Here is a 13,662-nt window from a genome sequence, read left to right as displayed (position 1 = left end):
ACCACGAGATCGACTGGCTCACGTGAAAGAACATAGTCAAACTGCTTGCTATCGTGGACTGCGGTTACCTTCAGGGCATGCATCGTGAGATACTCGGCGATGAGGCGCCGCATTGCGGCATCATCGTCAATGACAAGAACATGTTTCAACGGCACACCTTCAATCTTGAATCCCCTTGTCTAAACCTGTTGCCGAGCAACCCTGGGGCGCCGACCCAGAACAGCTGCTCCTTGATACCACTCGCCGTTGCGTGCGGCCAATGTGAGGCCGTGCTCGTCCTGTTCTTTTCATCCCCAGCGAATTGACCGCACCAAGGCAGCCCGTGGCCACCAGACAGGTCCAAGCGCCGACATGACCCTGCCGTGTGGTCCTTCGCTTTTTCGCTTCGAGCTCCCCCGTTGGTGCAGGCCTGCCAATATCACTCAAGTTCGACCTCATGGATGCCAAGTTTCCTGCTATGCCCTTGCATCCTGGTCATCCTGGAGTTTGCGGACCTGGATCATCTCGATATCCTCCGGCTCGTGGATCCAGCTCGGACATGGTTGAGCAGCGCGGCGTTTGGCTTGATCGGAGAGGCGGTCGGCGGAAGAAGACCGTGATTCGCTGCAGCGGCCTTGTGCAAAATAGTGTGTCTCCTGCCAAGCCGGCTTCGTCCAAGGTGGCCGGCGGCCTCAAATGCTGTTCGGCGACCGGCAGGTCGCCGGTTGCGGTGAACGTCCGGGCTAACATTTCTCAGTTACTGCAACTCCTCCATCTTGAGCGTGTCACTATGCTTGTCCATTGCGCCGTCGGACTCCGTCAATGACGTGCGGTTATCTGCCGATGGGACTGTGCATGATCCACCCTTTGGCGGCGCCGGCCGAACAGCTGAACGAGGCTCGCACCAGGATGGGCTGCGCCGCCACGTCTTCCCAGTTGACCCTCGCCGCCGCGGATTTGCGCCTTCGAGCCAGCTTCGCGGACGAGCTCGCGTCTCAAGCAATGATCTGAGTGTGCAGGGCCGCGCATGGCTGCTCTTTAACGACCGGCAGCATACCGGCAAAGTTGGGCCGCTTTATCGCCTTAGTCGATTCCCCACGGTGATCCCGAGCCTGAACAAGCCCGCCAAGCTCCCCATTTTGTCCTTGGCTTGGCGCTGACAGAAGTACCATCCATGACGCCAAAGTCGCGGCCCACACTCCAGGAGCAACGGACGGCCGGGACGAGCAATCCTGTACAGGAGTCATTGTACCAAGATGCTCCGGATGTCGCTGGCTGATCGGGCCCGCGCCACCCACGCATGCGCAAGATGCTCACCCACGCTGATACGAACACGGTCTTTGCTTCAATTGAAACCGAAAAGCTGAACTTGAACATCACACAGTAACAAACCTCCCCGATAAGCGCGTGCCGGACAGGGCCAGAACCCGTCCGGCGGCTTGGAAAGGTAGGTGATAGGGAATGTTTATTGCAGCTTGGCCGCTGGCCGTCGTCCTGTTGACATCCATGTCACTCCCAGCCGAGCCCGCGCCACTTTCTCCGCGTGAGTTCCGCAGCCTGTCGCGCAAATGCGCTCCCTGGGTTGCGCCGTCCACCCTCGCCGCGATTGCCAAGATTGAAAGTGGCTTTGACACGCTGGTGGCTCATGACAACACCACAGGTGAGCAGCTTCGCTGGATAGACCACCTGGAAGCCACGCGGGGCATCAAGGAACGCCTCGAAGCACAACATTCTGTCGATGTTGGATTGATGCAGATAAACAGCAAGAACTTTGCCATGCTCAATCTTACGCCGGAAAGGGCTTTCGAGCCCTGCGCCTCGCTTTCGGCTGCCGCCCACCTGCTTGAAAGCCGGTATGCCGGCGGCACCACTGCTGTGGCACAGCAACTGGCGCTTCGCCGTGCCATCTCGGCCTATAACACGGGCGACGTCACGCGTGGCTTCGCCAACGGTTATGTACGCAAGGTCGAGTCGGCCGCAAAGGACATCTCAAGTCTCCTTGAGCGAACGCTGGAGCGGACTGCTCGAGATGTGCCGCACCTTGAGGCACCCGGTCGGAAAGCCGTGCCGCCTCTGCTCCAGCAGAGCCAACAGGCCAATAGAAAGAAGCAGCCCAACCAAGATTCTTGGGACATTTGGGGCTCGTATCAGCCAGACCGCTCCGGGGCCGATCCCTCCGGTCCGACAGGCAGCCAGGCTGCGAAAGCACGGGAACCCGCGAACCCGAACAAACTCGTATTCGATTGAAACATGGAGATGCAATGATGACGCCACTCAAGATACTTCGTGCGCTTAAAACGCGTGTTCCTTCGCCTTTTTCCATGCTGCGCATGGCGGCTGAATATGTACCGGCCGCTGCTGCAGGCGCGGCGTGGACGGTCTTCTACAGCGGGCCAGCCGCGGCTCAGGTGACCGGAGGGACGGATCCTGCCAAGATGGTCCAGAATATCTGCACGTTCATACTTGGCCCCTTTGGACAATCACTGGCCGTGCTCGGGCTCGTAGCCATCGGTATCTCTTGGATGTTCGGTCGTGCTTCACTTGGCCTGGTTGCGGGTGTCGTTGGAGGGATCGTCATCATGTTCGGGGCCAGCTTCCTGGGCAAGGCGCTCATAGGCGGCGGCTGATGAGCGACCGGTTGGAAGTGAGCACCCTCTATGTGGCGGCGACGCGCCCCGCACTGTTTCTGGGGGTGCCGCTGACGCTGGCCGGATTGCTCATGATGTTGGCTGGGCTTGTTATCATTATCCTTCAGAACCCGCTCTACGAAATCGTTCTCGCGCCACTCTGGTTCGGAGCACGGCTGGTTGTTGAGCGTGACTATAACGCGGCAAGCGTCGTGCTGCTCTATTTGCAGACGGCCGGCAGAAGCGTGGACGGGCCGGTCTGGGGAGGCGCAAGCGTCAGCGCCAATCCGATCAGAGTGCCGAAACGCGGAAGAGGAATGGTGTAATGTTCGGCGCCAGCGGCCGGACCGAGAGGTCTGGCGAGATCTACCTTCCGTATGTTGGTCACGTAAGCGATCAGGTTGTCCTTCTGGAAGACGGATCGATCATGGCCATGGCACATGTGAACGGTGTGCCCTTTGATTTGGAAGACGCTGAGATGCGCAACTCGCGCTGCCGCGCGTTCAACACTCTCTTGCGCAACATCGCCGATGACAATGTCTCGATATACGCTCATCTTGTGAGACACAACGATGTGCCGGCGCCGGCGCCGCGCCAGTTTCAAAGTGCATTCGCTGGCAGTCTGAGCGAGGCCTACGAGCGTCGTGTGCTGTCGGGAAAGCTCTTTCGCAACGATCACTTCCTCACTTTGATCGTGTCCCCCCGCACCGCAATCGGCAAGATCGGCTTGCGGATTGCCAAGTCCCGCAGACGGAATGAGCACGATCTAGCCACCCAAATGCGGAGCCTGGAAGACCTCTGGCACATCACTGCTGGCGCACTCGGCGGTTACGGTCTGCGCCGGTTGGGCATTCGTGAGAAAGGCAACGTGCTCTTCACGGAAATCGGCGAGGCGCTTCGGCTCATGATGACTTGCCGGTTTCTTCCGGTTCCGATGGTTACCGGCTCACTTGGCGCCTCGATCTACACTGACCAGGTCATCTGCGGGAAGCGGGCGCTTGAGATTCGAAGGCCCGGGGATAGCTCCGTCGGATCATTGTTTTCGTTCCGTGAATATCCGGCGACGACGCGGCCGGGCATGCTAAATTCCTTGCTGTCCGCCAACTTCCCGCTTGTCCTGAGCCAGAGCTTTTCCTTCCTCACTCGCCCACAAGCTCATGCCAAACTAAGCCTTAAGTCCAGCCAGATGACGAGTGCCGGCGACAAGGCTCTCACCCAGATCAATGAACTTGCCGAGGCAGAGGACGCACTGGCAAGCAACGAATTCGTGATGGGTTCGCATCATCTGAGCCTGTGCGTCTATGCCGACAGCCTCAATAGCCTTGCAGATCGCGCAGCAAGTGCCCGCGCACGGCTGGCCGACGCGGGCGCCGTTATCGTCCAAGAGGGCATCGGCATGGAGGCCGCATATTGGTCCCAACTTCCGGGGAACAACAGGTGGCGCACGCGCCCGGGGGCGATCACCTCACACAATTTTGCCGGGCTCGTCTCATTTGAGAACTTCCCAAGCGGTTCCAGTTCCGGCCACTGGGGCAATGCTGTTGCGCGCTTTCGCACAAACGGTGGAACTTCTTTCGACTACATCCCCCATGAGAATGACGTCGGCATGACGGCAATATTCGGGCCCGTTGGCAAAGGCAAGACGACGCTGATGACCTTTGTCCTCGCGATGCTTGAGCAAAGCTTGGTCGATCGCAATGGTGCGATCGTCTTCTTCGACAAGGATCGGGGTGGTGAACTGCTGGTGCGAGCCACGGGAGGGACATATCTTGCGTTGCGCAGAGGCGCTCCGAGCGGCTTGGCCCCTCTGCGTGGACTGGACAACACCTCCGCCTCCCGGGACTTTCTGCGCGAGTGGTTGATGGCCCTGATCGAGAGTGACGGCCGTGGTCCGATCTCGCCGGAGGAAAGCCGTCGGCTGGAACGCGGCATTGTTCGTCAGCTTTCGTTCGAACCCCCTATGCGCTCACTTGCGGGCCTGCGCGAGTTCCTATTGCACAGCCCCTCCGAGGGCGCAGGAGCACGGCTGCAGCGGTGGTGTAGAGGGGGGGCGCTTGGATGGGCCTTTGACGGCGACGTGGACGAAGTAAGGCTGGATGCCTCCATTACGGGCTTCGACATGACGCAGCTCCTGGAATATGAGGAGGTCTGTGCACCGGCCGCCGCATACCTTCTGCATCGAGTGGGCGCTATCGTCGATGGTCGTCGGTTCGTCATGAGCTGCGACGAATTTCGATTCTATCTACTCAACCCCCAATTCTCGGCCGTTATCGACAAGTTCTTGCTCACGGTCCGCAAAAACAACGGCATGTTGATACTCGCAACGCAGCAGCCTGAACACGTTCTGGAATCGCCTCTCGGAGCTAGTCTCGTTGCGCAATGTATGACGAAAATTTTCTACCCATCACCGACGGCGGACCGCTCTGCGTATGTCGATGGCTTGAAGTGCACTGCGCAGGAGTTCGAGGCAATCCGCCAGGGGATGGCAATCGGCAGCCGCAAGTTTTTGCTCAAGCGCGATAGCGGGAGTATTGTTTGCGAATTCGATCTTGGGCAGATGCGCGAGTACGTAGCCGTACTCTCGGGGCGGGCCAACACAGTGCGCTTTGCCGACCAGCTTCGTAACCAGCACGGAGACGCCCCAAGTGGGTGGCTCGACAAGTTCATGGCCCGGTACCACGAAGTTCAAGACTGACGGAGGAATAATTCATGAAATTTGCCAAACTTGCAGTAACGACCCTTGCTGCTTCCCTTCTGCTTCACGGACAGGCCCGTTCGCAATTTATCGTCAGCGACCCTGTAACAGAAACACAAGCGACCTTAACAGCGCTTTCCAATGCGGCGATCCTTGAGAGGTCAATCGAGACGCTCGCTACCACGATTGAAATGGTGACAATTCTAACGTCGTCATTCGCTGTCACGGGACTGCTAAGCTCACTGAACCAAGGAAATCACTACCCGTCGAGCAATAAGCTGGAGGAGCAGATGTTTGATGCTCGGGCGCCAGCTTCGATTATGGCCCGTAACATTGCGAAGGACCCAAATCGGATAGTCAACGGCACCGATTCAGAAGCGAAACTGTTACAGGGACAAATCGCCGGGGCCGCCAATGCCGCAGCTATTGCAGCCGACACTTTGGGCATGATGGACAAGCGCCTTAAGGATAACGCCGGCACGCTTGGTCAGCTTTCCCGCTCGGGAAATATTATGCAGGCCACCGTGACCAACGGTCTGGTCCTCAAGCAGATTCACGATGCGATGATCCAAAATGTCCAGGCCACGAGTCTGCTGACAATGGCCACTGCACAAGGGAGCCTTCACGCCGTGGAGGAGGCCGCCACGCAGCGTCGCGAACATCAGGACACCGCTAATATGTTTAGCATCCTCCCGTAAACCACACAGAGTTCATCAGGCTCAGCTGCGCTGATCAGGGACACATCAGGCTCACGCCATGAATTTCAAAATTCCCGCGCCATTCACGACTATACACACGATCTTTCATGGCGCCTTCACGTCCGGGCTGCACAAAGTGCTTGAAAACGTCCAAGCGGCGGTCAGTGCGCCTCTGGTTGCGTGTGTCACGCTCTGGATAATAATCCAAGGCTGTCTGGTCATGCGTGGTCAAGTCGATGCGCGCGGGGGTATCTCGCGCGTAATCATGGTGTCGATTGTCGTCGCCCTTATCTTAGGGCAGGCCAACTATCAGCAGTACATTGAAGCGCTCTTCGACGACACGATTCCGAGGTTGGCTCACGACATCAGTGGCAGCGACTTGCCCTTCATCGGAATCCCCCAGAAGCTCGATCTCATGTTTGCTTCAAGCCAGTATGTCTTTCAGCTGATTGCTTCCGAAATTGGGCCTATGAACGGCCAGGACATACTTGCTTTCGAGGGAGCGCAATGGATTTTCTACGGCGCGCTGTGGACAGCGTTCGAGATCTACGATGCCGTTGGAATTCTGACGAAGGTGCTCTTGACGATCGGCCCCCTGGTCCTTGTAGGCTACCTTTTTGATCACACTCGAGACATAGCCACCAGATGGATCGGCCAACTGCTCTCGTACGGGCTGCTGCTTCTCCTCCTCAACATCGTTGCAACGATAGTAATCGCTGCCGAAGCAGTCTCGCTGGCAGCCATGCTTTTGATGATCAAATTCTCGGGCACGACAGCAGCCAAGATCATCGGGCTTTACGAGCTCGACATGCTTTTCCTAGCTGGTGACGCTCTGATCGTCGCGCTTCCGACGATCGCCAGCAGCATCGCCGGCGGCTCTTGGGGAGGTGCGAACCGACCTCTTAACAGCCTCAATCGCCACTTTGCCAAAACGGCGGGTGGTTAATCAATCGACAAGCTCGGTGCCAAAAACATGAAATATTGCCTACTTCTGTCAATCCTCGCTTTGGCCGCCTGCAAGACGAGCCATGGGCTTGCGACATGCGCGGGTGCCCCATTCCAACTGAACGTGGGACAATGGGAAACCACCCCTGAGGATCTTCAGGTCGAATGCGCGGAAGAGCCAAAGTGAAAGTTCCTGAACATGCCCTTCTGGTGGAGAGAGAAACGCTAGCCGCCCACTATAAGAAGGTGGAAGCGTTTCAAACTTCACGAGCGAAGTCTGCGCGGCGCCTGTCAAAGGCCCTGATAGCCTTTGCCGCAGCGGCGGTCCTAGGAAATGTTGCCCAGGCATTTACCATTGCTGCCATGGTCCCGTTGGCCAAGCTCGTACCTGTGTTCCTCTGGGTCCGGCCGGATGGGACCGTCGACAGCGAAGTGTCAGTCTCTCGACTGCCGGCAACCCAAGACCGAGCCGTCATAAATGCTTCGCTGTGGGAATATGTACGCCTGCGCGAGGGGTACACAGCAGATACAGCCCAATACGCCTATGACCTCGTATCCAGTTTCAGCGCGCCGGCTGTGCGACAGCAATATCAAGATTTCTTCAACTATCCGAATCCCACCTCGCCGCAAGTCACGGTCGGCAAACGCGGCAAGCTCGAGGTCGGGCATATTTCTTCAAACGACATCAGTCCGGACGTTCAACAGATCCGTTACAAACGTACGCTTGTTGTCGATGGGCAGATGCCGATAGTGACCACCTGGACAGCTACCATCCGCTACGAGCGCTTGACGGGTCTGCCTGGGCAATCGAGGCTCACCAATCCGGGAGGTCTACTCGTCACTTCCTATCAAAGCTCGGAAGATAGCGTATCGAACCTGGGCTATGTGCAGCCATGACAAAAAGAGCGTTTCTCGCGCTGGTCTGTTCACTCTTCTTAACGATGGAAGCGTCCGCGGAAGACACACCACTTGCCGGCAAGCATGATGCGCGCATGCGCTACCTGGCTTACCGTCCTGACGAAGTGGTGCGCCTGTCTACCGCAGTGGGGGCAACGCTGGTTGTCACATTCGCGGCCAACGAGACAGTCGCAGCCGTGGCCGTTTCCAATAGCAAAGACCTGGCTGCGCTCCCGCGCGCCAACTATCTCTTTTTTAAGGCTAGCCGGATGCTCCCGCCGCAGCCGGTCATCGTGCTGGCCGAGAGTGAGTCCGGTACACGGAGATACGTCTTCAGTATTTCAACGAGAGCGATGCCAAAACTCGATGAGCAGCAACCTGACCTATACTACAGTGTGCAGTTCACCTATCCTGCTGATGAGGCTGCTGCTCAGAGAAAGGACGCAGAAAGGCGCTCGATTCTTGGTCAGGCCCGGGCGAAAGTGCTGCGCGACGAGAGAGTTCAGGATTTGTTGAATCGGCCCGCCGCAACTACCAGTCCGGACGAAAGCAATTTTCACTACGTCGCAAAGGGCGATCGATCGCTGGCGCCGCTGAAAGTTTTCGATAATGGCTTTACCACCGTATTTGGCTTCGCAAGCAATTCCCGCATACCCTCCCTCTACATTATCAATCCCGACGGCAAGGAAGCCGCTGCCAATTACACGGTCAAAGGAGACTATGTTGAAGTATCCGCAGTCGCCCGGGAATGGCGTCTGAGAGATGGCAATACGGTCTTGTCCATTTTCAACAGGGCTTATGACCCTGTGGGACGAGCGCCAGGGACCGGTACAGTGACACCCGACGTGTGGCGCGTTTTGAAAGGCCCGGCCGATGAATGAAACCGGCCCACAGTCGGGACATGATGTCCATGCCTCAGGATCGATGGTCTCGGAGCCGGCCCGCCGGCATGTTTCGGGATTGCAGAAGTTGGCCGTCGCTGCTCTTGTTCTCATCTCATCTCTATCGCTCATCTGGCTCGGCGGTCGTCCCAGCACACAAGACGAGCCAACTCAGCCAAAACCTCCAATTGTCGCCGACGCCGAGCCATTCCGCCCCGTGCCGATTGAGATTGCTCCCGAAGCTCCAGCACCCGTACAGGCGGCGCAGGCAGGAGATCCTGCGCCATCCACGCCGCCTCCGGCGCCAGCTGATCCGCCGCCGGAGGAAACACCAATTTTCGCCTACAGTGGCAGCGGTCAAATGCCCAACGACGGTCAGCGGAGCGAAGACAACCATAGGGATGCTCCCGCGACCTCGCATGAGATTTCAGACGCTGGCGATCTGACGGGGCGATTGAAGCCAGATATACAGGAGCCAAGCCGGGCCACACTTTTGCCGCACCCTGATCTCGTGATTACCCAAGGAACGATAATTCCCTGCATTTTGCAAACGGCAGTCGACACAAATTTACCGGGTTATGTGAAGTGCGTCTTACCTAAAGACGTCCGCGGCGCCACCAACAACGTGGTGCTTTTGGATCGCGGGACGACCGTGATTGGCGAGATCCAGCGTGGTCTCCAACAGGGGGATGCGCGTGTCTTCGTGCTGTGGACGCGCATCGAAACGCCTGACCATGCCCTCGTTTCGCTAGCGTCGCCGGGCGCTGACGAGCTCGGCCGCTCCGGAATGCCTGGCACGGTGGATAATCACTTCTGGCAGCGCTTTGGCGGAGCAATGCTCATGAGCGTCATTCAAGGCGCGTTTCAGGCCGCCGGTCAATACGCTGGCAGCTCAGGTGGAGGAAGCGGCATCAACAGCTTCCAGAGCAACGCCGGACAAGCCGTTGACACGACCCTTAGAGCAACGATCAACGTTCCGCCAACTCTGAAGAAAAACCAGGGAGATGCTGTATCGATCTTTGTGGCTCGGGACCTCGATTTCTCAGATGTATACGATCTTAGACCGATCGCCGTGGCGCCAGCCCCCCAACATCGCCAACGCCGGAGAGACAACAATGCGACCGGAGGCTGACCCTCAATTGCGTTTGCTTCTCAACCCTGTTTTGAAATGGCTTGAGGAGCCAAGGACCGAAGAGGTCGCTATCAACCGGCCTGGGGAAGCCTTTGTCCGACAGGCCGGCGTTTTCACGAAACATCCGCTACCGCTATCTTATGACGATCTGGAGGACATCGCGATCCTCGCTGGAGCGCTGCGCAAGCAAGATGTCGGACCGCAAAGCCCCCTCTGTGCGACTGAGCTGCCGAACGGAGAGCGGCTGCAGATCTGTTTGCCGCCCGCTGTTCCCTCAGGAACAATAAGCCTGACGATACGGCGTCCCTCAAGTCGTGTGACCGAACTCAAGGAAGTTTCTTCTCGCTACGAATACTCGCGTTGGAATCAATGGCGGTCACGAAAGGAGCGCCAAGAGCGGCAGGACGAAACGATTCTTCAGCACTACGACCATGGTGACTTGGAGCAATTTTTGCGAGCATGCGTTTGCGGGCGGCTCACGATGCTGCTTTGCGGACCTACTGGAAGCGGCAAAACGACAATGAGCAAGACTTTGATCAACGCTATACCCCCGCAAGAGAGGCTGATAAGTATCGAGGACACGCTCGAACTTGCAATCCCGCACGAGAACCATGTCCGGTTACTCTATCCGAAGGACCGAGCAAGCGTAGGTGCGGTGACAGCCGAGCAACTGTTGCAAGCCAGCTTGCGCATGCGCCCTGATCGAATATTGCTTGGCGAGATGCGCGATGATGCTGCTTGGGCCTACCTTAGCGAAGTCGTCTCCGGCCATGCGGGATCAATATCAACGATTCATGGGGCGGATCCGGTCCAAGGCTTTAAAAAGCTCTTTTCACTCGTCAAGAGCAGCCCGCAAGGAGCTGCTGTGGAAGACCACACGCTTCTTGACCTGCTGTCGGCTGCCATTGACGTCATTGTGCCGTTCAGTACCCACGGCGACGTGTATGAGGTGGGGGAGGTGTGGCTCGCCGCCGATGCCCGGCGACGCGGAGAGACAGTAGCCGACCTTCTTAACAAGCACTAAGGCTAGAGCACGTCGGGGATCGGTAAGTCGTTTGTGATACGATGGCGTAATTTGTTCAGATTGAACGTCCACTTTGATTTGAGGGAGGTGGATAATGGGAGGAGGACTGGGCGTAGACCTTCGGTCACAAGTCTGAAGTCTTCGGGCGCCCTGTCGGCGCGGCAAGTTGCGGCACGATTCGACTGGGTGTATCGAGCGCGTCCGCTGAATTGCGCGGGCGACGCTCACCGAGCTGGTGCCGATGCCTGCTTCAAAAGCGGCATCGACACCCGGCAGGTCGTACCCTTGATTTACCTAGCCGCGCTCAATGAGTGTCTTCAAAGCCGCCGAACGTGGTTCGGAATGACCGGTGGTAAATCGGGAAGTGCCATATAGGGAATCCTCCTGGTATTGCCTCCAGGGGGTCCTCTCAATGAACAAAGCCGCAACCTGCCCTTGCGACCTCAGCTGGAGTTTGCGACGCAACCCATAGGAGGATCGATGCGCAGAGAAATCGCAGGCAGAGTCGGTGGCATTGTGGGCTGGCCGACCGACGGTTTCAGCCCGTCAACAGGTCTTCACGTGTTCCATCCCCGACTATTGCAGGCGTGCGGCTTGCATGCTCCCGCGATCACCCATCGGAAAGAGCGTTACGAACACTACGAAGAGTTGCGCGACTTCCGCTGTCGCCCCGGTCTTACAGCGGACGGTGACCTGTCCGACCTTGATAGGACGTGAAATGCGAACGCTGCTCATTGATCATCATGTGGATCTTACGCGCGCTGTGCGAGTTGCGCTCGGGGATAGCGGTTTTGCCGTTGATGTAGTTGGCAACCTGGAACAGGCGTCGAGGGCATTTTGTTGCGCAACCTATGAAATTCTCCTGCTGGAGTTGGCTCTGCCAGATGGCGATGGCTTGGGCTGGCTGAGACAGCTAAGGAGCAACGGGCATTCAGTTCCAACCCTCATTATGAGTAGCATCAACGATCTCGAGAAGCGGATTGCAATTTTCAACGGTGGCGCGGACGACTTTCTGCTCAAGCCCGTCTCTTTCGATGAGCTCATCGCCAGAATGAGAGCCATTCTGCGCCGGTCGACACAGGTGACCGACCCCATCGTTGTATTTGGCAATCTCAATTTCGATCCGATCGGCCGACAGGTTTCCGTCTCGGGTCATCCTCTGAAGATCGCACGCCGCGAACTATGTATTTTAGAGCATCTGCTTATCCGTGCAGGCCGCATCGTGCCTCGTGCGCAGTTGGAAGATCACCTCTATTCGTTCAACGACGAGGTATCTGCCAACGCGCTTGAAGTCGGAATCTATCGCTTACGTGGACACCTGAGTAGGTCAGGTGCAACGCCACGTATCACGACCATGCGCGGCATTGGTTACATTCTTGAATTGACTGAGGCGGCATCCGCATAGTTGGTCTAAATTGAAAGAACAGACTGCCTGCCCGTCGTCAGGTTGAGCTTGTGGCCATAATGGACATCGCGGCCGCCCTTGACGATGGTGTCGGCATGCGGTTCGAACGGCTCTGTCGCAAACCTTTTTGTAAGCGAGCATGGCAAGAAAAACGCCTCAGCTGTGGAGGAGCACGTGATGTTCAAGGGCCGCCATTTCGACCAGTCGGTGATCCTGCTGTGCGTGCGCTGGTACCTGGCCTACACTCTGAGCCTGCGCGATCTGGAAGAGATGATGGCCGAACGCGTTGAAGGTCGACCACTCCACTGTGCATCGCTGGGTTGCCCACTTCTCGCCGCAGCTGCTGGAGCGCTTCAACCGGCGCAAGCGTGTGGTCGGCAGCAAGTGGCATTGGACGAGACGTACATCAAGGTCCGCGGCCATGGATGTATCTCTACCGCGCTATCGACATCCTCGGCGATACGGTCGAGTTCTTCTTTAGCGAAAACCGTAACCTGGTGGCGGCCCAACGCTTCCTCCGCAAGGCGCTGACGCGCCATGGCCGGCCGGAGCGCATCGTCATCGACGGCAGCCAGACCAATTACGAAGCAATCCTTTCCTGCGACGCTGAAAGCCGGCTGCGGCAGCGATCGCGGCGACCGCTGAAGCCGATCCGCTCCGCAATAGCCGGCATCTCAACAATCGGATCGAACAGGATCACCGGCGTATCAAGCCGCATTCGATCCATGCTCGGCTTCAAGTCGCATGCGAACGACGTGGTTATCCTCTCCGGCATCGAGATGATCCACATGATGGGCAAGCGACAGGCGAGGTATGCCTACAAGTCTGTCGATCGCTGTTTCGATCTCCTCGCTGCCTGACGGACAGGCCGAAATGGCCGTTCACAACCCCATTTCCAGGTTTGCGACAGAGCCTTTTGTCGGCGTTGCCGGCTTCGAAGGGCCGGTGCGCGCCGAGCGGATCAAGATCACCCCCGGCCACCTTGCTGCGGCCACTCGCCGAGTACGAAGCGGTGGCCGGAGGGAGCTGGTGATGACGACCCTAGATCATGACCTGCTGATCGCAATCCTGGATCGGCTGAAGTTGACGGCGATCCGCGACCAGCTCGACACGCTCATGTCGAGCAAGATCGCGCAGTTCCCGTTTGTCCGCGAACTCGACGGCTTCGGCTTCGACGCGCAGCCATCGGTCTGCTTCAGCCAAACGTATTCATAGGTATGGGACAGGCTGCTATGTCCGCCACCCACGCCTGCTCCGAGGCCCTCCAGGGCAATGGTCTGAGACCTGGGCTCAAGCGTAAGCGCGAATTTCCCCGCACCTTTTGCTGTTGAGTGCTCTGATGCATGAGGTGTCCACCAAAATAGGTGGACACCTTGTGA

The 13,662-nt window shown here is 57.8% G+C and carries 13 protein-coding genes and 2 pseudogenes; 14 read left to right on the top strand and 1 reads right to left on the bottom strand.

The genetic code is table 11. From position 1 onward, the window contains the following. Positions 1-149: pseudogene (locus tag NKJ73_RS33410) on the bottom strand (DNA-binding response regulator); the annotation flags it as partial. Between the two features lie 1,291 nt (positions 150-1,440). Here NKJ73_RS33410 and NKJ73_RS33405 point away from each other — a divergent pair. From NKJ73_RS33405 to NKJ73_RS33340, 14 genes and pseudogenes are all read left to right on the top strand, one after another. Beyond that, positions 1,441-2,226 carry a type IV secretion system lytic transglycosylase VirB1 gene (locus tag NKJ73_RS33405; RefSeq protein ID WP_352572606.1) on the top strand — a complete coding sequence of 262 codons (786 nt, stop codon included), beginning with the start codon at positions 1,441-1,443 and terminating at the stop codon, positions 2,224-2,226. Positions 2,227-2,300: 74 nt separating this feature from the next. Beyond that, entirely contained in the window at positions 2,301-2,606 is a 306-nt protein-coding gene (gene virB2, locus NKJ73_RS33400; RefSeq protein WP_023673707.1) for a pilin major subunit VirB2, read from the top strand. Continuing rightward, positions 2,606-2,932 carry a type IV secretion system protein VirB3 gene (locus NKJ73_RS33395; RefSeq protein WP_023679584.1) on the top strand — a complete coding sequence of 109 codons (327 nt, stop codon included), beginning with the start codon at positions 2,606-2,608 and terminating at the stop codon, positions 2,930-2,932. Before virB2 ends, NKJ73_RS33395 begins: the two co-directional genes overlap by 1 nt. Next, a complete protein-coding gene (gene virB4 / locus NKJ73_RS33390) occupies positions 2,932-5,301 on the top strand; it encodes a type IV secretion/conjugal transfer ATPase VirB4 (RefSeq protein ID WP_023685155.1) in 2,370 nt (789 codons plus the stop codon). The genes NKJ73_RS33395 and virB4 overlap by 1 nt, the downstream gene beginning before the upstream one ends. A gap of 14 nt (positions 5,302-5,315) precedes the next feature. Beyond that, entirely contained in the window at positions 5,316-5,999 is a 684-nt protein-coding gene (locus tag NKJ73_RS33385; RefSeq protein WP_023673704.1) for a TrbJ/VirB5 family protein, read from the top strand. Between the two features lie 58 nt (positions 6,000-6,057). Further along, positions 6,058-6,945 (top strand): type IV secretion system protein, encoded by an 888-nt coding sequence (locus tag NKJ73_RS33380; RefSeq protein ID WP_023762840.1) that lies wholly within the window; start codon positions 6,058-6,060, stop codon positions 6,943-6,945. A gap of 27 nt (positions 6,946-6,972) precedes the next feature. After that, positions 6,973-7,131: a type IV secretion system lipoprotein VirB7 gene (locus tag NKJ73_RS33375; protein WP_081731114.1), complete on the top strand. Its 159-nt coding sequence runs from the start codon at positions 6,973-6,975 to the stop codon at positions 7,129-7,131. After that, positions 7,128-7,841 (top strand): type IV secretion system protein VirB8, encoded by a 714-nt coding sequence (locus NKJ73_RS33370; protein WP_023679587.1) that lies wholly within the window; start codon positions 7,128-7,130, stop codon positions 7,839-7,841. Before NKJ73_RS33375 ends, NKJ73_RS33370 begins: the two co-directional genes overlap by 4 nt. After that, positions 7,838-8,722, top strand: coding sequence for a TrbG/VirB9 family P-type conjugative transfer protein (locus NKJ73_RS33365; RefSeq protein WP_352572604.1), 885 nt, complete (start codon positions 7,838-7,840; stop codon positions 8,720-8,722). Before NKJ73_RS33370 ends, NKJ73_RS33365 begins: the two co-directional genes overlap by 4 nt. Then, on the top strand, positions 8,715-9,854 hold the full coding sequence (gene virB10 / locus NKJ73_RS33360) for a type IV secretion system protein VirB10 (RefSeq protein ID WP_023679589.1): 1,140 nt from the start codon (positions 8,715-8,717) through the stop codon (positions 9,852-9,854). Before NKJ73_RS33365 ends, virB10 begins: the two co-directional genes overlap by 8 nt. Beyond that, positions 9,838-10,878 carry a P-type DNA transfer ATPase VirB11 gene (gene virB11 / locus NKJ73_RS33355; protein ID WP_023673699.1) on the top strand — a complete coding sequence of 347 codons (1,041 nt, stop codon included), beginning with the start codon at positions 9,838-9,840 and terminating at the stop codon, positions 10,876-10,878. The genes virB10 and virB11 overlap by 17 nt, the downstream gene beginning before the upstream one ends. Positions 10,879-11,596: 718 nt before the next feature. Beyond that, positions 11,597-12,283 carry a response regulator gene (locus NKJ73_RS33350; protein ID WP_023679590.1) on the top strand — a complete coding sequence of 229 codons (687 nt, stop codon included), beginning with the start codon at positions 11,597-11,599 and terminating at the stop codon, positions 12,281-12,283. Positions 12,284-12,708: 425 nt separating this feature from the next. After that, positions 12,709-13,143: a DDE-type integrase/transposase/recombinase gene (locus NKJ73_RS33345; RefSeq protein ID WP_352572603.1), complete on the top strand. Its 435-nt coding sequence runs from the start codon at positions 12,709-12,711 to the stop codon at positions 13,141-13,143. A 172-nt stretch (positions 13,144-13,315) separates the two neighbouring features. After that, positions 13,316-13,474 (top strand): annotated as a pseudogene (locus tag NKJ73_RS33340) (ATP-binding protein); the annotation flags it as partial. Between the last annotated feature and the right edge of the window lie 188 nt (positions 13,475-13,662).

This window comes from Mesorhizobium sp. M0074 (assembly GCF_040322975.1).
Taxonomy (GTDB): Bacteria; Pseudomonadota; Alphaproteobacteria; order Rhizobiales; family Rhizobiaceae; genus Mesorhizobium.
This window is presented reverse-complemented; position numbering and strand designations above follow the sequence as displayed.